Source organism: Methylobacterium sp. 13MFTsu3.1M2, assembly GCF_900112625.1.
Lineage (GTDB): Bacteria > Pseudomonadota > Alphaproteobacteria > Rhizobiales > Beijerinckiaceae > Methylobacterium.
The window spans coordinates 121,586-139,324 of sequence record NZ_FOMM01000012.1; the positions used below are offsets into that span (position 1 = coordinate 121,586).

21 protein-coding genes are annotated in these 17,739 nt (G+C 71.1%); 11 read left to right on the forward strand and 10 right to left on the reverse strand.

Annotation, left to right across the window (positions count from 1 at the left end):
- Window positions 1-5: 5 nt before the first annotated feature.
- From BM314_RS13330 to gap, 6 genes are all read right to left on the reverse strand, one after another.
- A complete protein-coding gene (locus BM314_RS13330; protein ID WP_091978413.1) occupies window positions 6-650 on the reverse strand; it encodes a thiamine phosphate synthase in 645 nt (214 codons plus the stop codon).
- Window positions 651-669: 19 nt separating this feature from the next.
- Window positions 670-1,740, reverse strand: a complete 1,071-nt coding sequence (gene fba, locus BM314_RS13335) for a class II fructose-bisphosphate aldolase (protein WP_091978414.1) — start codon at window positions 1,738-1,740, stop codon at window positions 670-672.
- Between the two features lie 63 nt (window positions 1,741-1,803).
- The gene (locus tag BM314_RS13340) at window positions 1,804-2,109 is read right to left on the reverse strand and encodes a hypothetical protein (RefSeq protein WP_091978415.1); all 306 of its coding nucleotides are present in this window, start codon (window positions 2,107-2,109) and stop codon (window positions 1,804-1,806) included.
- A 10-nt stretch (window positions 2,110-2,119) separates the two neighbouring features.
- Complete coding sequence (locus tag BM314_RS13345) at window positions 2,120-3,322, reverse strand: phosphoglycerate kinase (protein ID WP_091677914.1); 1,203 nt, start codon at window positions 3,320-3,322, stop codon at window positions 2,120-2,122.
- A gap of 34 nt (window positions 3,323-3,356) precedes the next feature.
- The gene (locus BM314_RS13350) at window positions 3,357-3,851 is read right to left on the reverse strand and encodes a hypothetical protein (RefSeq protein ID WP_026604681.1); all 495 of its coding nucleotides are present in this window, start codon (window positions 3,849-3,851) and stop codon (window positions 3,357-3,359) included.
- An 89-nt stretch (window positions 3,852-3,940) separates the two neighbouring features.
- On the reverse strand, window positions 3,941-4,945 hold the full coding sequence (gene gap, locus BM314_RS13355) for a type I glyceraldehyde-3-phosphate dehydrogenase (protein WP_012317185.1): 1,005 nt from the start codon (window positions 4,943-4,945) through the stop codon (window positions 3,941-3,943).
- A gap of 452 nt (window positions 4,946-5,397) precedes the next feature.
- Here gap and BM314_RS13360 point away from each other — a divergent pair, with 452 nt between their 5' ends.
- Together BM314_RS13360 and BM314_RS13365 are read left to right on the forward strand one after the other, a co-directional pair.
- Entirely contained in the window at window positions 5,398-5,682 is a 285-nt protein-coding gene (locus tag BM314_RS13360) for a DUF4164 family protein (RefSeq protein WP_091978416.1), read from the forward strand.
- A gap of 42 nt (window positions 5,683-5,724) precedes the next feature.
- Window positions 5,725-6,096, forward strand: coding sequence for a cell division protein ZapA (locus BM314_RS13365; protein WP_091978417.1), 372 nt, complete (start codon window positions 5,725-5,727; stop codon window positions 6,094-6,096).
- Window positions 6,097-6,168: 72 nt separating this feature from the next.
- Here the strand turns inward: BM314_RS13365 and BM314_RS13370 are convergent, their stop codons facing one another.
- A complete protein-coding gene (locus tag BM314_RS13370; RefSeq protein ID WP_091978418.1) occupies window positions 6,169-6,603 on the reverse strand; it encodes a winged helix-turn-helix transcriptional regulator in 435 nt (144 codons plus the stop codon).
- Between the two features lie 74 nt (window positions 6,604-6,677).
- Here BM314_RS13370 and BM314_RS13375 point away from each other — a divergent pair, with 74 nt between their 5' ends.
- Complete coding sequence (locus BM314_RS13375) at window positions 6,678-7,562, forward strand: NmrA family NAD(P)-binding protein (RefSeq protein WP_091978419.1); 885 nt, start codon at window positions 6,678-6,680, stop codon at window positions 7,560-7,562.
- A gap of 15 nt (window positions 7,563-7,577) precedes the next feature.
- Here the strand turns inward: BM314_RS13375 and BM314_RS13380 are convergent, their stop codons facing one another.
- The 3 genes from BM314_RS13380 to madL all read right to left on the reverse strand — a co-directional run bounded on the left by BM314_RS13380 (window position 7,578) and on the right by madL (window position 9,582).
- Window positions 7,578-8,246, reverse strand: a complete 669-nt coding sequence (locus BM314_RS13380; RefSeq protein WP_091978420.1) for a GntR family transcriptional regulator — start codon at window positions 8,244-8,246, stop codon at window positions 7,578-7,580.
- 122 nt (window positions 8,247-8,368) lie between these two features.
- Window positions 8,369-9,133, reverse strand: coding sequence for a malonate transporter subunit MadM (gene madM / locus BM314_RS13385; protein WP_026604683.1), 765 nt, complete (start codon window positions 9,131-9,133; stop codon window positions 8,369-8,371).
- A 17-nt stretch (window positions 9,134-9,150) separates the two neighbouring features.
- Window positions 9,151-9,582: a malonate transporter subunit MadL gene (madL, locus tag BM314_RS13390; RefSeq protein WP_056521778.1), complete on the reverse strand. Its 432-nt coding sequence runs from the start codon at window positions 9,580-9,582 to the stop codon at window positions 9,151-9,153.
- 227 nt (window positions 9,583-9,809) lie between these two features.
- Between madL and mdcA the strand changes: the two genes are divergently transcribed.
- The 8 genes from mdcA (at window position 9,810) to BM314_RS13430 (ending at window position 17,723) form a co-directional block, all read left to right on the forward strand.
- The gene (gene mdcA / locus BM314_RS13395) at window positions 9,810-11,456 is read left to right on the forward strand and encodes a malonate decarboxylase subunit alpha (protein WP_091978421.1); all 1,647 of its coding nucleotides are present in this window, start codon (window positions 9,810-9,812) and stop codon (window positions 11,454-11,456) included.
- Window positions 11,457-11,494: 38 nt separating this feature from the next.
- Window positions 11,495-11,803 (forward strand): malonate decarboxylase acyl carrier protein, encoded by a 309-nt coding sequence (gene mdcC / locus BM314_RS13400; RefSeq protein ID WP_091978422.1) that lies wholly within the window; start codon window positions 11,495-11,497, stop codon window positions 11,801-11,803.
- Between the two features lie 2 nt (window positions 11,804-11,805).
- Window positions 11,806-12,735, forward strand: a complete 930-nt coding sequence (locus BM314_RS13405; RefSeq protein ID WP_091978423.1) for a biotin-independent malonate decarboxylase subunit beta — start codon at window positions 11,806-11,808, stop codon at window positions 12,733-12,735.
- Window positions 12,722-13,438 (forward strand): biotin-independent malonate decarboxylase subunit gamma, encoded by a 717-nt coding sequence (mdcE, locus tag BM314_RS13410; protein ID WP_091978424.1) that lies wholly within the window; start codon window positions 12,722-12,724, stop codon window positions 13,436-13,438. Before BM314_RS13405 ends, mdcE begins: the two co-directional genes overlap by 14 nt.
- Window positions 13,431-14,090: a malonate decarboxylase holo-[acyl-carrier-protein] synthase gene (gene mdcG, locus BM314_RS13415; protein WP_091978482.1), complete on the forward strand. Its 660-nt coding sequence runs from the start codon at window positions 13,431-13,433 to the stop codon at window positions 14,088-14,090. The genes mdcE and mdcG overlap by 8 nt, the downstream gene beginning before the upstream one ends.
- On the forward strand, window positions 14,087-15,013 hold the full coding sequence (locus BM314_RS13420) for an acyltransferase domain-containing protein (RefSeq protein WP_091978425.1): 927 nt from the start codon (window positions 14,087-14,089) through the stop codon (window positions 15,011-15,013). Before mdcG ends, BM314_RS13420 begins: the two co-directional genes overlap by 4 nt.
- Window positions 15,014-15,189: 176 nt before the next feature.
- The gene (gene gmd / locus BM314_RS13425; protein WP_091978426.1) at window positions 15,190-16,173 is read left to right on the forward strand and encodes a GDP-mannose 4,6-dehydratase; all 984 of its coding nucleotides are present in this window, start codon (window positions 15,190-15,192) and stop codon (window positions 16,171-16,173) included.
- Between the two features lie 68 nt (window positions 16,174-16,241).
- On the forward strand, window positions 16,242-17,723 hold the full coding sequence (locus tag BM314_RS13430) for an aldehyde dehydrogenase (RefSeq protein ID WP_091978427.1): 1,482 nt from the start codon (window positions 16,242-16,244) through the stop codon (window positions 17,721-17,723).
- Window positions 17,724-17,739 lie beyond the last annotated feature (16 nt).

The window sequence follows — 17,739 nt, forward strand, 5'->3', positions numbered from 1 at the left end:
GCCCCTCACGCCTCGATCTCCCGGACGGCGCGCTGGGCCCGCTCGACCGCGCCCGAATCCTGCAGCCAGAGGCCGCTCTCCAGGCCGACGAATTCCGCGCCCGTCGCGGCGAGCGGCGCGATCTCGTCGGCGGCGGCGGCCACCGCGATGCAGGGCGTCTCGAAGATCTCGGCCCACCACGCGGCGCGGGCCCGGACCGTCTCCGCATCAGTGGCGACGCCGTCCGGGTACAGGCCGCCGAACATCAGGTAGTCGATGCCGGCCTCGCCGGCCTCCATCGCGCCGTGCTTGGTCTCCAAGCCGCCCGCGCCGAGGATGCGGCCGTCCCGGAGCCGGCCGCGCAGGTCCTTCAGGTCGCGCGGCTTGTCGACGTGGATGCCGTCGGCCCCGCCGCGGATCGCCACCGTGGCGAGGTCGCCAGCGAAGCCCGGGCAGGCGACGACCAGCGCCGCGCCGCGCTCCTGCACGATCGGGGCAACCGACTTGACGCGCGCCGTCAGCCCGCGCTCGTCGGTGGCGGCGAGCCGCAGGATCACGGCGGCGACGTCGCCGGCTTCGCAGGCGGCCTTCAGGGCCGTCACGAAATCCGCGATGCCCTCCGCGTCGAGACCGTGCGGTCCGAGCAGGGCGAGACGGGCGCTGTTGCTCATGGAAGCCGAGAACCCGCGCCTACTGCGGGCCGATTTTCGGGTCGAGGGCGCCGCTGGCGTAGCGCTTGGCCATCTCGGCGACGGAGATCGGGCGGAGCTTCGAGCCTTTCCCGGCGGTGTTAAACTCCTCGAAGCGCTGCTTGCAGAGCTTCGTCATCGCGTCCATGGCGGGCTTCAGGTACTTGCGCGGATCGAACTCGGAGGGGTTCTCGGTGAGCACCTTCCGGATCTGGCCGGTCATCGCCATGCGGTTGTCGGTGTCGATGTTAATCTTGCGCACACCGTGCTTGATGCCGCGCTGGATCTCCTCGACCGGGACGCCCCAGGTCGGCTTCATCTGGCCGCCGTACTGGTTGATGATGTCCTGTAGGTCCTGCGGCACCGAGGAGGAGCCGTGCATGACGAGGTGGGTCGTCGGCAGGCGGCGGTGGATCTCCTCGATCACGTTCATCGCCAGCACCTCGCCGTCGGGCTTGCGGGTGAACTTGTAGGCGCCGTGGCTCGTGCCCATGGCGACCGCCAGCGCGTCCACCTTGGTCGCCTCGACGAACTTCACCGCCTCGTCCGGGTCGGTCAGGAGCTGGTCGTGGCTGAGGGTGCCCTCGGCGCCGTGGCCGTCCTCGGCCTCGCCCTGGCCGCTCTCCAGCGAGCCGAGCACGCCCAGCTCGCCCTCGACCGAGACGCCGGCCCAATGGGCCATCTTGGTGACGTTGCGGGTGATCTCGACGTTGTAGTTGTAATCGGCCGGGGTCTTGCCGTCGGCCTTCAGCGAGCCGTCCATCATCACCGAGGTGAAGCCGTACTGGATGGCGGTGGCGCAGGTGGCTTCGTTGTTGCCGTGGTCGAGATGCATGCAGACCGGGATGTGCGGGTAGATCTCGACGAGGCCGTCGATCAGCTTCGCGAGCACGACGTCGTTGGCGTACGCGCGGGCGCCGCGGCTCGCCTGGAGGATCACCGGCGAGTCGGTGGCGTCGGCGGCCGCCATGATGGCGAGCCCCTGCTCCATGTTGTTCAGGTTGAAGGCGGGCACGCCGTACTCGTACTCAGCGGCGTGATCGAGGAGCTGCCGGAGGGTGATGCGTGCCATCGTGCGTGTCTTCCCGTTTCCCGTTTCGTCGTCCGCCCGATCGCCGGAGTTGCCGTCAGGCCCTCAGCTGAGCTGTATCGTGTCGCTCTGCCGAGTGCCTTGCTTTCGGTCAATCTCCGACGCGGCGCAGGGCATTCTTTCGGCGGATGATCGGCACCCGGACCGGTTCTCCAGGGCAACGACGGCCTCCGCGATCGCGCTGACACGCGCGTCGAAGCCGCCCGCCATAGCCGGCATCGCCACGCGCGCCCGGATGCCCTTCAGGATCTCGAAGGTCGCGTTCGCCACGTCGTCACCGATCGACTCGGCCCCCCAGCCGATGGAGGCCGGTACCGTAGATAGGGCTCGGTCGAAGGGGGAGGAGAGCAAGGCGGCCGTCTCAGCCCTTCGCCCGCAGCGCCTCGACGCCCGGGAGGGCCTTGCCTTCCAGCCACTCGAGGAACGCGCCGCCGGCGGTCGAGACGTAGGTGAAGTCCTGCGCCACGCCGGCGTGGTTGAGTGCGGCCACCGTGTCTCCGCCGCCCGCCACCGAGACGAGCTGGCCGGCCTTGGTCTGGGACGCCGCGTGCTTGGCGGCGGCTACGGTCGCGGCGTCGAACGGGGCGAGCTCGAAGGCGCCCAGCGGGCCGTTCCACACCAGGGTCTTTGCCCCGTCGATGGCGGCGTTGATCTCGGCGACCGAGCGCGGACCGGCGTCGAGGATCATGCTCGCGTCCGGCACGGCATCGACCGGCACAGTCTCGTGCGGGGCCTGCGCCTTGAATTCGGTCGCGGCGACGGCATCGACCGGCAGGATGATCCGGCAGCCGGCCTTCTCGGCCGCTGCCAGGATGCGCGTGGCGGTCTCTGCGAGATCCTTCTCGCAGAGGGACTTGCCCACCGCCTTGCCCTGCGCGTGCAGGAAGGTGTTGGCCATGCCGCCGCCGATCACCAGCATGTCGACCTTGGCGACGAGGTTCTCGAGGAGGTCGATCTTTGAGGAGACCTTGGCGCCGCCGACCAGCGCGATCACCGGGCGCTGGGGCGATTCCAGGCCCTTGGTCAGCGCGTCGAGTTCGGCCTGCATCTCGCGGCCCGCGTAGGCCGGCAGCCGGTGCGCCAGACCCTCGGTGGAGGCGTGCGCGCGGTGAGCCGCCGAGAAGGCCTCGTTGACGTAGACGTCGCCGTTCGCCGCCAGGGCGTCCGCGAAGGCCGCGTCGTTCTTCTCCTCGCCCGCGTGGTAGCGGGTGTTCTCGAGCAGGAGGACATCGCCGTCCTTTAGGGCCGCCACCGCCTGCGCGGCCGCGTCGCCGACGCAGTCCGCCGCGAACGCGACGCTGCGCCCGAGGGCCGCGCCGAGGGCGGGGACCACCGGCTCCAGCGAATCCTTCGGCTCGCGCTTGCCCTTCGGGCGGCCGAAATGGGCGAGCAGGATCACTTTGGCACCCTGCTCGGCGACCTCGCGGATCGTCGGCGCGACACGCTCGATGCGGGTCGCGTCGGTCACCCGCCCGTTCTCCATGGGCACGTTCAGGTCGACGCGCATGAGGACCCGCTTGCCCTTGAGGGAGCCGGCATCGTCGAGGGTGCGGAAGGCGCTCATACGGTCTGGTGCGGTCCTGTTCGGGGCGGGGCGGTTACTGCGCGGTGGTGCCGATGGTGGCCCGCTGCGGCAGTAGGCGGTCGAGGTTGAGCCGCTGGACGGCGACCATCAGGACCACGGTCAGGATGGCGGTGATCACGGCGGTGAGGACGAGGGCGCCGGTCCCGGGCAGGCGCCGGGTGCGCTCGGCGAGGCCGCGCATCTCCGTGCGGAGCGCGGCGAGGTCGGACTGGCGGGCGGACTCGTTCATCCGGTTCGCCGCGTTCTCGACCTTGTCCTCGACGCGGGACAGCAGCGCCTCGGAGCGGGCGTACTTGTCCTCGATGCGCGAGCACTTGTCCTCGATGCGCGCGAGCTGATCGAAGAGCTGGTTGGCCGGGAGCGCGTGGGACGGGAGCGCGGAGGCGGCGGGCGCGGCGGTCGCCACGGGAGGTGGTGCGGTCTGGGTGGTGGGCGGCGGCGGAGCCGGCCTGGGGGCGGGCGGCACGGCAGCCGGCCCGCTCGACGTGCCCTGCGAAGCGTCGGTCATCCCTGGAGAGTCCCTGGTTCGAAGAAAGGCCGTCCGAAGAGAGGTGCGGCCGCCGGCCTCAAGGGAGGCGGCGACCGCTGAAGTCCGGCTCAGATGAGCTTGGCCATCGCCACGGCCGTGTCGGCCATGCGGTTCGAGAAGCCCCACTCGTTGTCGTACCAGGTCAGGATGCGCACCAGCACGCCGTCCATGACCTTGGTCTGGTCGAGGTGGAAGGTCGACGAGTGCGGATCGTGGTTGAAGTCGATCGAGACGTTCGGCCGGTCGGTGACGCCGAGGACGCCCTTGAGCGGGCCGGAGGCGGCCGCCTTGATGGCGTCGTTGATCTCCTGAACCGTGGTGGCGCGCTTGGCCGTGAACACGAGGTCGACCGCCGAGACGTTCGGGGTCGGCACGCGGATCGCGGTGCCGTCGAGCTTGCCCTTGAGCTCCGGGAGCACGAGGCCGACGGCCTTGGCGGCGCCGGTCGAGGTCGGGATCATCGAGAGCGCCGCGGCGCGGGCCCGGTAGAGATCCTTGTGCATCTGGTCCAGCGAGGGCTGGTCGTTGGTGTAGGAGTGGATCGTGGTCATGAAGCCGCGCTCGATGCCGACGGCCTCGTCCAGCACCTTCGCCACCGGGGCGAGGCAGTTCGTGGTGCAGGAAGCGTTCGACACCACGTGGTGCTCGCCCGTGAGCTTGTCGTGATTGACGCCGTAGACCACCGTCAGGTCGGCGCCGTCGGCCGGGGCCGAGACGAGAACGCGCTTGGCGCCGGCGTCGAGATGGGCCTTCGCCTTGTCCTTCGAGGTGAAGATGCCGGTGCATTCCAGGGCGATGTCGACGCCGAGGTCGCGGTGCGGCAGCTCGGCCGGGTTGCGCACGGCCGTCACCTTGATGCGCTTGCCGTTGACCACGAGGAACTCGCCGTCGACCGCGACCTCGCCGGGAAAGCGGCCGTGCACGGAATCGTAGCGGAGCAGGTGGGCGTTGGTCTCCACCGGGCCGAGATCGTTGATCGCCACGACCTCGATGTCGCTGCGGCCGGCTTCCGCGATCGCGCGCAGGACGTTGCGGCCGATGCGCCCGAACCCGTTGATGGCAACCTTCGTCACGGCGTGACTCCTTCCTGATGCGGCTCGCCGCGCGCCGGACCTCAGGGGGGCGGTCCGCGGAGCGGTCTCGGCGGCCCGCCGTACCGTCCGGGCCGGGCCGGGCGGGATCTGGGCGGGCGGGTTTGAACCTGCGATGAACCGGACCGGGAGAGGCCGGGCTTCCACGCCCGTGACCGTCAATTCGGACGGTGCTGGCTGAGGCCTCGGAACTGTCGCGGACCGGCCCTCCGGCATGTCTCGCGCGGTCCCTCTCGGGATCGCGCGGCTGTCTAGCATGGCGCCTCGACCTGTCAAACGCGTGGCTGTGACAAAGACCTTCGATCCACCGACCAATAAACAGGGATCGCGACGATCCATTCGATCAGCGACCGGATCGGGGATCGAACGCGTTTTCGCGCTGGAATTTCGCCTGCATTCGACGGAAAGCTTCGCGTCGGGATACACGAAGAACCATGGCCGACGAGACCGAGACCCGTTCCATCGACGACGCCCTCAACCGGCTCGAAGCGGCGATCAACCGCCTCGACGCCGTCGTCCAGCATCGCCTCGAGACAGACGCGCAGCCCGACGACCGGGACGCGGAACTCGCCCTGATGGACGAGGACCGGGCCCGGCTCGCGGCCGCCCTGGACGCGGCGAGCGCCCGCCTCGCCACGGTCTCGGCGACGACCGGGGAGGTCGGCCACCGGCTCGACCGGGCCATCGAGACCGTTCAGGATGTGCTCGGACGCGCCTGACACCACCGCTCAAGCCTGTCGGAGCGACCACCGGAGCGATCCTTGCCGCAGATCAACGTGACCATCGACGGCCGCAGCTACCGCATGGCCTGCGGCGAGGGTGAGGAGGCGCATCTCACCGGTCTCGCCGCCCTCCTCGACGGGCGCATCGGCGAGATGCGCAAGAGCTTCGGCGAGATCGGCGACATGCGCCTGCAGGTCATGGCGGCGCTGACCATCGCCGACGAACTCGCAGAACTGCGGTCGCGGATCGCGTCGCTGGAGAGCAACGTGGCGGAGCTGCGCGCCGCCGCCGAGACCGCGGAGCGGGGGCGGACAGAGGATGCCGAGCGCGCGGCGTTCGGGATCGGTCGGGCGGCCGAGCATATCGGGCGGCTCGCCGACGCCCTCGGCGGATCGGCGCCGCGGGCTTGACCCTCTTCGCGCGGGCGGACAGCGCGAGGCCCGACGTCCTGAAGAAGCCGAGGCAGGCCGCGCGCGACGCTCCTAGAGGGGCGCTGCGTCGAACCGGGTCCGCGCCGCCCGGATCGCGCGGTGACGCTCCTCCGCCCATTGGACGAGGCGCGCCAGCGGCTCGAGCAAGGCGGCCCCGAGATCCGTGAGCCGGTACTCGACGCTGGGCGGCTTCGTCGGGAATACCGTCCGCGCCACGAAACCGTCCCGCTCCAGGTCCCGGAGCGTCTGCGTCAGCATCCGCTTCGAGATGTCGGGCAGCGTCCGGAGGAGGGCGCTGAACCGGTGCGGCCCGTCGGCCAGGGCGATCAGGAGCAGCATCGACCACTTGTCGCCGACCCGATCCAGCACGTCCCGCACCGGGCACGCCGCCGGATCGAGGGTTCCGGCCTGCCAGGCCGCGTACTTGGCCGCCAGCTCGGCGCGGGCGAGCGGCACCGCGGTTTCCTCCGAGTCACCTGGTCCCAAAATCCTGCCTCCTTCACCGCGCTGGCGGTCTCATCTAGTGACCTTGCTCCGATATTGAACCATGAGGAGCGAGCATGAGCCCGACCAGTCAGCCGACCTACTTCGTGACCGGCGCCACGGGCCAACTCGGCCGCCAAGTCGTCGCGGCGCTCCTGCAGCGCGTACCGGCCAGCGCGGTGGTAGCCGGCGCGCGCGACACCGAGGGCGAGGCTGCACGGAGCCTGCGAAGTCTCGGCGTCGCGGTCCGACGGGCCGACTACGCGGACCCGACGAGCCTGGACGCGGCGCTCGAGGGCATCCAGCGTCTCCTGCTGATCTCGTCGAGCGAGATCGGCCGGCGCGTGGCGCAGCATCGCAACGTCATCGACAGCGCCAAGCGGGTCGGTGTCGGCCTGATCGCCTACACGAGCGTCCTGCACGCCGACACGTCGGCACTCGCCCTGGCCGAGGAGCATCGCGGGACCGAGCGGCTGCTCGAAGCCTCCGGCGTGCCGTTCGTCCTGCTGCGCAACGGCTGGTACACGGAGAACTACGCCGCGGGGATCGCGCCGGCGCTCGCCCACGGCGCCGTCCTCGGCTGCGCGGGCGACGGGCGCATCGCCTCGGCCGCGCGGGCCGACTACGCCGCGGCGGCGGCCTCGGTTCTCACCGGCGACGGGCAGGGCGGCCGCGTCTACGAGCTGGCGGGCGACGAGGCCTACACGCTGACCGAGTTCGCCGCGGCGATCCCTGCGGCCGCCGGCAAGCCGGTCGCGTACCGCGATCTGCCGCAGGCCGAGTACGAGGCGGCGCTGGTCGGCGCCGGGATGCCGGCGGACTTCGCGGCGCTGCTCGCCGACTCGGACGCGGCCGCGGCCCGCGGCGCCCTCAACGACGACACGCGTCAGCTGAGCGCGCTGATCGGCAGGCCGACGACGCCCTACCGGTCCACGGTGCGCGACGCCGTCGCGCGGCTCTGAACCCGCGCCGGCCCGTCACTCCGTCTCGGCGATGTAGCGCCCCAGCGCCGCCGCGGCCCTGAGCATGTGGGCGCGCATGCGACGGGCGGCCGTCTCGCCGTCCCCCTCTGCGATGGCCGACAGGATCTCGCCGTGCTCCTCCCGCGATCGGCGGATCCGGTCGGCGTGGCGGAGCTGCGTGCGCCGGAACGCGGCCAGCCGCTCGCGGATCGCCAGGGCCTGCTCGGCCATGAAGCCGTTGTGCGTCGCCGTGTAGAGTGCCTCGTGGAAGGCGCGGTTGAATCGGTCGTAGGCGTCGACGTCACCCGCCTCGACCGCCTTGGCGGATTCCTCGTGGAGCTCCATCAGCTCCCCGCGCTCGAGGGGCGTCATCCGGTAGGTGGCTAGCCGGGCGCACATCGCCTCGATCTCGGCGGTCGTCTCGAACATGTCGGCGATCCGCTGCGGCGTCAGGCGCGCCACCACCACGCCCCGCCGGGGCCGGATCTCCACGAGGCCCGAGGCCGCGAGCTGGCGCAGCGCCTCACGGACGGGCGTGCGCGATGCGCCGTAGCGATCGGCGAGGTTCTGCTCGTCGAGGGCTGTGCCGGCCGCGATCGTTCCCGACGCGATGGCGTCGGTGAGCGCGTCGCGGATCCGGTCCGAGAGCAGCCCGCTGTCGATCTTCTGGAATTCTCCGTGCATGCGCCGTTCCTCGATCGTCCCCTGAGCGGCGCCTGCCCGTCCTCGGGAAGACGATGCGGGACCATACCCTAATCCGCGCGTGCGGATCCGCTGTTCGGCCGGGAAGCCGGTGAGCCGACGCGTCAGCCGACCAGGGCCCGCACCGTCAGGAACAGGATCGAGGGTCCGACGAGGCAGCCGATGCCGGTGTGGAACGTCGCCGTCAGTGCGCCGTAGGGGACGAGCTTCGGATCTGTCGCAGCGAGGCCCCCGGCGACCCCGCTGACCGTACCCATCAGGCCGCCATACGCCATGGCCGAGCGCGGGTTGTCGAGGCCGATCAGCCGGGCGACCAGGGGCGTTCCGACCATCACCATCACCGCCTTGGTCACTCCGGTGGCGATGGACAGCGCCATCACGGTGGAATCCGCGCCGATCGCCGCGCCGGTGACGGGCCCGACGATGTAGGTGATCGCCCCGGCGCCGATCGTCGTGATCGAGACCGCGTCGTGATAGCCGAAAGCCACGGCGGTCAGGGTGCCGACGATGAACGGCAGGATCGTGCCCAGCGCCAGCGCCAGGACACCCAGTAAGCCCGCGCGCCGCGCCTCGATCACGTCGACCTCGAAGGCGGTGGCGACGATGGCGAAGTCGCGCAGCATCGCCCCGCCCATGAGGCCGATCCCGGCGAGCGCCGGGATGTCGGCGAGGCCCTTCTTCCCGCCCGTGTAGAGCCCGCCGACATAGGCGAGCACCAGACCGAGCACGATCGCGATCGCGGAGCCGTGGACCCGGCCGTTGGTCAGGTGCTTGGCGGCGAAGTTCGAGACCAGGATCAGCGCGCCGACCACCGCGAAGGCGGCCACGAGGCTCTGCTCGACGAAGACGTGCTCGATGCCGTGCCAGATGTCGTGTCCCATGGCGATCACCCCTTCCTGGCGACGGGTTCGGCGTCGCCGCCGATCACGGATCCGCCGTGCTCGACGGGGCCGCTGCCGGGATCGCGCCGGCCGATCCGGCTCAGCAGGGCGACCGCGCCGAAGCACAGGACCAGGGAGCCGGTCGCGGCGATCAGCACGATCGGGCCGCCGCTCACGGCGGCGACGACGTTCTGCTGGGCCGCCATGGCGACCACGATCGGGATGTACATCCCCGCCCAGAACTCGACGCCGAACTGGACGCCCTTCGTCAGGCGGCCCCGGCGGGACAGCCACAGGCGCGCGGCGATGAGCAAAATCATGGCGATGCCGACGCCGCCGACATTGGCCTTCACGCCGAGAGCGAGGCCGAGGAGATCGCCGAGATACACGCCGACCAGAGTGCAGGCGGCGAGCAGGGCGACACCGAGGACGATCATCGGCGTTGCCCCTTCGAGGAAGCGGCTCTTCCGGCCGCATCCGACGGCCGTATAGACGCGTGCGACATGGCGCGTTGCCCTCCCGGATCGGCCTCGGGGGCCGTTGGAGAAAGTATGCAAAATATTGACAGGCGCGCAATCCCGTATACGAAACTGTGATAGAGAAGGGTTTGAGAATACCAGAGCGCTCGCTATATGACGTTCGGTACACCGGTGGGAGCACGCGGATGGGCGAGTGGCGCGGTGAGAGGCAGGCGCGGGACGCGCGGATCGCGGCGGGGCGCGCCCATGCGGACGGCAAGGTCGTGCCGGCCGGAGCCGTGGTCGACCTTTTGGAGGCCATCCTGCGGCCCGGCGACCGCGTCTGCCTCGAGGGCGACAACCAGAAGCAGGCCGACTGCCTCGCCCGCGGCCTCAGCGCCTGCGATCCCGGGAAGATCCACGACCTGCACATGGTCCAGTCGGGGATCGTGCTGCCCGAGCACCTCGACGTGTTCGAGACCGGGATCGCGAAGCGGCTCGACTACTCGTATTCGGGCCCGCAGGGCGCCCGCATCGCCAAGATGCTCTACGGCGGCCAGATCGAGCTCGGGGCGGTGCACACCTACCTGGAGCTGTTCGCCCGCTACTTCGTCGACCTGACACCCAACGTGGCGCTGATCGCCGGCGTCTCGGCCGACCAGAACGGCAACCTGTATACGGGGCCGAATACCGAGGACACGCCGACCGTCGTGGAGGCGACCGCCTTCAAGAACGGCGTCGTGGTCGCGCAGGTCAACGAGATCGTCGACGCGGTCCCGCGAGTCGACATCCCGGGCGACCGGATCGACTTCGTGGTCGAGGCCGACAGGCCCTTCTACGTGGAGCCGCTTTTCACCCGCGACCCGGCGGCGATGACCGAGACGCAGATCCTGATCGCCATGATGGCGATCAAGGGCATCTACGCCGAGTACGGCATCAAGCGGCTCAACCACGGCATCGGGTTCGGCACGGCAGCGATCGAGCTGCTGCTGCCGACCTACGGCGAGAAGCTCGGCCTCAAGGGCAAGATCGCCACGCACTGGGCGCTGAATCCGCACCCGACCCTGATCCCGGCGATCGAGTCCGGATGGGTCAAGCAGGTCCACTGCTTCGGCTCCGAGGTCGGGATGGACCGCTACATCCGCGAGCGGCCGGACGTCTTCTTCACCGGCGCCGACGGGAGCCTGCGCTCGAACCGGGCCTTCTGCCAGACCGCCGGCCTCTACGCCTGCGACATGTTCATCGGCGCGACCCTGCAGATCGACCTGATGGGCCATTCCTCGACCATCACCCAGTCGCGGGTGGCGGGCTTCGGCGGGGCGCCCAACATGGGGTCGGACCCGCACGGACGACGCCACCCCTCCGACGCCTGGATGAAGGCCGGCCGCGAGGGCCAGATCGTCGGCGATCCGGCACTGATGCGCGGGCGCAAGCTCGTCGTGCAGCTCGTCGAGACCTTCGGCGACAAGCTGGTGCCGACCTTCGTGGAGAAGCTCGACGCCCTCGAACTGGCCAAAAAGATCGGCCTCGAGCTGGCGCCGGTCATGATCTACGCGGACGACGTCACTCACATCGTCACCGAGGAAGGCATCGCCAACCTCCTGCTCTGCCGCGACGCCGACGAGCGCGAGCAGGCGATCCGGGGCGTGGCCGGCTACACCGAGGTCGGTCGCGGTCGAGACCGGGCGAAGGTCGAGGAGCTGCGCGTCCGGGGCGTCATCCGACGCCCGGAGGATCTGGGCATCGAGCCGCTCGACGCCGACCGCGCCCTGCTCGCCGCGAAGTCGATCAAGGATCTCGTGCACTGGTCCGGCGGGCTCTACGAGCCGCCCGCCCGCTTCCGGAACTGGTAGCGTCGCACGATGACGTATCCGCACCCGAGGAGCCGGCGATGGAATCCCTGACCTTCCGCCACACCACCAAGAAGCCGCTGGCCGGCTCGGCGCCGAGCGCGATCACCGGCGTCGTCGCCTCCGGCAACCTGGAGATCCTGCTGGAGCGGGTGCTGCCGCCGGATGCGTGCGAGGTGGCCATCGAGACCCCGATCGCCGGCTACGGCGACGTCTGGGAGGCGGTGGTGGCCGATTTCATTGCCCGGGCGCAGCCGGGCGGCCTCCGCATCAGCATCAACGACGGCGGCGCCCGCCCCGACACCGTGTCGCTGCGCCTGCTCCAGGGCGCGCGGCTGATGGAGGCCTGACCATGGCTGCCGACCGCGCCGCGCGCTTCGATCCGGACGCCCTGAGCTGGTACGAGGCCACCGCCCGCCAGCGCGTGCTGGCGCTCACCGATCCGGGAAGCTTCCGCGAGTTCCTGCCGCCGACCGAGCGGCGGATGAGCCCGCACCTGCCGCTTTTCGACCTGCCCCGCGCCTTCGACGACGGTATCGTGGTCGGGAGCGCGCGCCTCGACGGCGACCCGGTCCTGGTCGCCGCCCAGGAGGGCCGCTTCATGGGCGGCGCCTTCGGCGAGGTGCACGGCGGCAAGCTGGTCGGCCTGCTCCGCGCGGCCCTGGAGCTGAAGCTGAAGGCGGTCCTTATCTTGTTCGACACCGGCGGCGTCCGCCTTCAGGAGGCCAATGCCGGCGAGACGGCCATCGCCGAGACCATGCGGGCCATCGTCGACGTCCGCGCGGCCGGCATCCCGGTCGTCGGGCTGATCGGCGGGCGGGCCGGCTGCTACGGCGGCGGCGGCCTCATCGCCGGCACCTGCTCGCGGCTCGCCGTGTCGGAGAGCGGGCGCATCTCGGTCTCCGGCCCCGAGGTGATCGAGACCAACAAGGGCGCCGAGGAGTTCGATTCCCGCGACCGCGCTCTGGTCTGGCGGACCATGGGTGGCAAGCACCGTCGCCTGATCGGGGGCGCCGACGCCTTCTGCGCCGACACGGTCGCGGCCTTCCGCGCGGCCGCCCGCGACCTCGTCGGCCGAGCGCCGGCCTTCGATCTGGCGACCCTGGACGCCGAGCAGGCGCGCCTGGAGGCCCGGATCGAGCGATTCGGTGATTGCCGCGACGCCATCGAGGTCTGGGCGCGCCTCGGCGTGAACGATCCCGACGCGGTGCCGGCGATGGACACGCCCGCCTTCGACGAGACCGTGGCCCGGAGCCCGGAGGCCGACCATGACGCTCGCTGAGATCCTCGCCTCCCTGTTCCCGCGAGGACACGCGGTGGCGGTGCGCGACGGCCTCGTGACCGGCACCGGCCCCTTCGCGAACGGCCGGATGCACGTCGTGGGCGTCGACGGCGACACGCCCCTGGGCGTCGACGGGGCGCTGGTCCTGTCGCGCGCCGTGCTCGACGCCGTCCGGGCCGGCGACCGCGCGCCGATCCTGGTGGCGGTGGATTCCGACAGCCAGCGCATGAGCCGCCACGACGAACTGCTGGGTCTCAACGAGTGCCTCGCCCATCTCGCCAAGGCGCTGCTCCTGGCCGACCGGTCGGGCCATCCCACGATCGGGCTGATCTACGGCCACTCGGCCGCCGGCGCGTTCATCGCCACGGCGCTCGCGACGCGGGTCCTCGCGGCCCTACCCGGGGCGAACCCGAGCGTGATGGACCTGCCGTCCGTCGCGCGGGTGACCAAGCTGCCGCTCGACACGCTGAAGGACATGGCGAAGTCGACGCCCGTCTTCGCGCCCGGCCTCGACAACATGGTGGCGACCGGCGCCGTCCACGTGGTTCTGAACCCGGACCTGTCCCTGGAGGGCCAGATCCGCGCGGTGATCGATACCCTGCCGGCGGAGGATATCCGCGACCGGCTGGGTGCCGAGCGGGGCGGTCGCCCGGTTGCCCGCACCGTCGCGGCGGCCGTGGCCGACCAAGCCCGTCTTGGCTGAGCCGTTCCGACGCCACGACCTCGTCCGGGTCGATCCGGCGGCCTGGGCGGCGTGGCGCGCGGACCGGCCCGACCTCGGCGCCGTCCCACATCTCGACGGCTGGGCCGCTACGGGCCGGCCGCTGATCGTCCGCCGCCGCGTCCCCGGAGAGACCGGCGACGCGGTGCCGCTCGGCCTGCCGCTGCCGCCCGCGGACGGCAAGCGGCGGATCGGGCTAGCGCTGCCGGCATCGGCGCTGGCGCCCGCACCGGTGGTGACCCTCGCCCAGGCCGCCACTTGCGCGTCGGCGGCCTGGGGCCCGAGCCTCGACGCCCTGACGGCGCTCGGCCGGCGGCACGGCCTCGTGCCGCGCCCCTTCGGCAGCCTGCTCTGGCAGGCGGTCACCGGCCTGACCTACCTGAGCGCCAGCTCCGACCTCGACCTGCTCTGGCCGTGCCCACCACCGGTGCCGGTCGACCTTCTCGACGGCATCGCCGCCGTGGCGGAGACGGCGCCGATGGGCATCGACGGCGAGATCCAGTTGCCGGACGGCGCCGACCTGCACTGGAGCGAGCTGCGCGACGCGCCGGAGGACGGCTCGGTGCTCGCCAAGAGCCTGGACCGATTGCTTCTGCGGCCGGTCGCGGGACTGCGCCGCCCGGGCGCGGCATGACACTCGCGATCCTCCTTTCCGGCCAGGGCGGTCAGCACCCGGCGATGTTCGACCTGACGGCCGATCATCCGGCGGCCCAGGACGTGTTCGCGGCCGCCAGACCGCTCCTCGGCGGCGCCGACCCGCGCGATTTGGCCCAGGCCGGCGGCGGCAACCTGCACGCGAATCGGACCGGCCAGATCCTGTGCTGCGTCGCCGCCCTGGCCGCATGGCGGGCGCTGGCGGAGGCGGCGCCGGACCGGTCGATCGTCGCCGGCTACAGCATCGGCGATCTCGCGGCCTGGGGCGTCGCTGGGCGCCTCGACCTCGCCGACGTGCTGGCCCTGGCGGCAAGACGGGCGGAGGCCATGGACGCCGCGTCTGGCGCGGGGTTCGGCTTGGCGGGGATCCGCGGCCTGAGCCTCGACGCGCTCGCGGATCTCGCGGCGCGCCACGGCTGTCACCTCGCCATCCGCAACGCGGCCGACAGCGGCGTCGTCGGCGGTCCGCGCGCGGCGCTGGAGGTGCTGTGCCGGGAGGCGACCGGCGCGGGCGCGCAGCGCGCCGTGGTCCTGCCCGTTCACACGCCGTCGCACACGCCCCTGCTCGACTCCGCGACGGCCGCCTTCCGAGACGCGCTCGTGGCGGTGCCGCCGCGCCGCCCGCCGCCCGGAGCGCCCCGGCTGGTCAGCGGGCTGGACGGGAGCACGGTGTTTCGGGATGCCGAGGGTCGCGGGAAGCTGGCGCTCCAGATCTCGCGCACGATCGACTGGGCCGCCTGCCTGGAGGCGTGCCGCGAGTACGGCGCGGACCGCGTCCTCGAGCTCGGGCCGGGCCACGCCCTCGCCACCATGAGCCGGGCCGCCCTCCCGGCGGCGCGCGTCCACGCCGTCGAGGAATTCCGCTCGCTCGACGGCGTGGCGGACTGGCTCGCGCGACCTTAGCCGTGCCGCACTGGGGCCGCACGACCATTGCAGATGGCTGTCGAGTTGCGACGCTAGTCTGGCGATGTGCCGGTCCGGCTCCGCTTGCTTGGCGCAATACTGATGTCGACACATCGCCTTGACGCGCGGCCCGTTGCGGTCGTAGCAGCCGGGCATCTTCGGGACGGGACGGGTTCATGACGGCCAAGCGAGCGCTGATCACGGGTGTGACGGGCCAGGACGGCGCGTATCTGGCGCAGCTGCTCCTGCAGAAGGGCTACGCCGTCACCGGCATCGTGCGGCGCTCCAGCCATGCCGGCGTCTTCGACCACCGGTTGAAGTGGCTCGGCATCACCGACGATGTCGAGCTGGTCGACGGCAACCTGCTCGACCAGTCCGCCTTGCTGCGCATCGTCCAGGCCACGAAGCCCGACGAGATCTACAACCTCGCCGCCCAGTCGTTCGTGACCTCGTCCTGGCAGCAGCCGCTGCTCACCGGGCAGGTGACCGGCCTCGGCGCCGTGCACATGCTCGAATGCCTGCGCTCGGCGGCCCCCCAGGCGCGATACTACCAGGCCTCGACCTCGGAGATGTTCGGCCTGATCCAGGAGGCCAAGCAGAGCGAGTCGACGCCGTTCTACCCGCGCTCACCCTACGGCGTGGCCAAGCTGTACGCGCACTGGATGACCATCAACTACCGCGAGAGCTTCGGGCTGCACGCGTCGAACGGCATCCTGTTCAACCACGAGAGCCCGCTGCGCGGCGTCGAGTTCGTGACCCGCAAGGTCACCGACGCGGTGGCGCGGATCAAGCTCGGGAAGCAGAAGGAGCTGCGGCTCGGCAACATCGACGCCAAGCGCGACTGGGGCCACGCCCGGGACTACGTGAAGGCGATGTGGCTGATGCTGCAGCAGGACCGCCCGGACGATTACGTGATCGCCACCGGCCGGACCACAACGGTGCGCGACATGTGCGAGATCGCGTTCAAGCATGTCGGCCTGAAGGTGGACGACCACCTGATCGTCGACCCGGCACTGTTCCGCCCGGCGGAGGTCGAGGTGCTGCTGGGCAACCCCGCCAAGGCCAAGGCGACGTTCGGCTGGGAGGCCGAGACCAGCCTCGAGGCGCTGATCACCGAGATGGTCGACGCCGACATCAAGCGCCTCAGCGCCAACGCCTGAGCCGTCGGGCTCGCCGCGGGCGGGCTCCGGGTCCATATGGCGCGCATCCCCGGACGGAGAGGCGCGCCGTGAAGACCTACCAGCTCTACATCGACGGCCAGTCCGTCGATCCGGTCGAGGGCGCGTGGTTCGAGTCCATCGACCCCTATCGCGGCGAGCCCTGGGCGAGGATCCCGCGCGCCGGGCGCGCCGACGTCGACCGGGCGGTAGCCGCGGCCAAGCGCGCCATGTGGGACGGACCCTGGGCGACCATGACGGCCTCGGCCCGCGGCAAAGTCCTGCGCCGGATCGGCGATCTCGTCGAGCGCGAGGCCGAGGCGCTGGCCGAGATCGAGGTCCGCGACAACGGCAAGCTCTTCGCCGAGATGTACGGCCAGACCCGCTACCAGCCGGAATGGTGGTGGTACTACGCGGGGCTCGCCGACAAGGTCGAGGGCGCGCAGGTGCCGATCGACAAGCCCGAGACCTTCGCGTTCACCCGGCACGAGCCGGTGGGCGTGGTCGGGGCGCTGACGGCGTGGAACTCGCCGCTCCTGTTCGTCGCCTGGAAATGCGCGCCCGCGCTCGCGGCCGGCTGCGCGGTCGTGGTGAAGCCGTCCGAGTTCGCCTCCGCCAGCACGCTCGAATTCGCGCGCCTGACCAAGGAGGCAGGGCTGCCCGACGGCATGTTCAACGTCGTCACCGGCTTCGGCGGGGAGGCCGGCACCGCGATCGTCGAGCATCCGGACGTCGCCAAGATCACCTTCACGGGCTCGGACGTCACCGGCGCGAAGGTCTACGAGGCGGCCGCCCGGCAGATCAAGCGCGTCTCCCTCGAACTCGGCGGGAAGTCGCCCAACATCGTCTTCGCCGACGCCGACCTGAAGGCCGCGGCCGCGGGGGCGATCTCGGGCATCTTCGCGGCCACCGGGCAGACCTGCATCGCCGGCTCGCGCCTGCTGGTGCAGAACAGCATCCGCCAGGAATTCACCGAGCGCCTGATCGAACTCGCCCGCACCGCCAAGCTCGGCGACCCGATGCAGGCCGACACCAATATCGGGCCGATCACGACGCCGCCCCAGTACACGAAGGTTCTCGACTACATCGCGCTCGCCAAGAGCGAGGGCGCTCGCTGCGTCTTCGGCGGCAATCCCGCCTCCGGTCCCGGCGTGCTCGGCGGCCAGTTCGTCGAGCCGACGATCTTCACGGGCGTCACCAACAACATGCGCATCGCCCAGGAGGAGGTGTTCGGCCCGGTGCTGTCGATCATCGGCTTCGAGGACGAGGCCGAGGCGCTGAAGGTCGGCAACGACGTGATCTACGGGCTCGCGGCCGGCGTCTGGACGCAGGATATCGGCCGCGCGATGCGGATGTCGAAGGGGCTCCGGGCCGGCACCGTCTGGGTGAACACCTACCGGGCGGTGAGCTACATGATGCCGTTCGGCGGCATGAAGCGCTCGGGCATCGGCCGCGAGAGCGGCATCGAGTCGATCCGTGAGTACCTGGAGACCAAGAGCGTGTGGATCTCCACGAGCCGCGACGCGCCGGAGAACCCCTTCGTCATGCGCTGAGCCCGCGGACCGCGCC

Excerpts from the sequence above, each read along its gene's own strand:
- BM314_RS13330 (WP_091978413.1), bottom strand. The coding sequence starts at position 650 with ATGAGCAACAGCGCCCGTCTCGCCCTGCTCGGACCGCACGGTCTCGAC.
- madL (WP_056521778.1), bottom strand. The coding sequence starts at position 9,582 with ATGATCGTCCTCGGTGTCGCCCTGCTCGCCGCCTGCACTCTGGTCGGC.
- mdcE (WP_091978424.1), top strand. The coding sequence starts at position 12,722 with ATGACGCTCGCTGAGATCCTCGCCTCCCTGTTCCCGCGAGGACACGCG.
- fba (WP_091978414.1), bottom strand. The coding sequence starts at position 1,740 with ATGGCACGCATCACCCTCCGGCAGCTCCTCGATCACGCCGCTGAGTAC.
- BM314_RS13420 (WP_091978425.1), top strand. The coding sequence starts at position 14,087 with ATGACACTCGCGATCCTCCTTTCCGGCCAGGGCGGTCAGCACCCGGCG.
- BM314_RS13375 (WP_091978419.1), top strand. The coding sequence starts at position 6,678 with ATGAGCCCGACCAGTCAGCCGACCTACTTCGTGACCGGCGCCACGGGC.
- BM314_RS13405 (WP_091978423.1), top strand. The coding sequence starts at position 11,806 with ATGGCTGCCGACCGCGCCGCGCGCTTCGATCCGGACGCCCTGAGCTGG.
- BM314_RS13360 (WP_091978416.1), top strand. The coding sequence starts at position 5,398 with ATGGCCGACGAGACCGAGACCCGTTCCATCGACGACGCCCTCAACCGG.
- mdcA (WP_091978421.1), top strand. The coding sequence starts at position 9,810 with ATGGGCGAGTGGCGCGGTGAGAGGCAGGCGCGGGACGCGCGGATCGCG.
- gmd (WP_091978426.1), top strand. The coding sequence starts at position 15,190 with ATGACGGCCAAGCGAGCGCTGATCACGGGTGTGACGGGCCAGGACGGC.
- BM314_RS13380 (WP_091978420.1), bottom strand. The coding sequence starts at position 8,246 with ATGCACGGAGAATTCCAGAAGATCGACAGCGGGCTGCTCTCGGACCGG.
- BM314_RS13350 (WP_026604681.1), bottom strand. The coding sequence starts at position 3,851 with ATGACCGACGCTTCGCAGGGCACGTCGAGCGGGCCGGCTGCCGTGCCG.
- mdcC (WP_091978422.1), top strand. The coding sequence starts at position 11,495 with ATGGAATCCCTGACCTTCCGCCACACCACCAAGAAGCCGCTGGCCGGC.
- BM314_RS13345 (WP_091677914.1), bottom strand. The coding sequence starts at position 3,322 with ATGAGCGCCTTCCGCACCCTCGACGATGCCGGCTCCCTCAAGGGCAAG.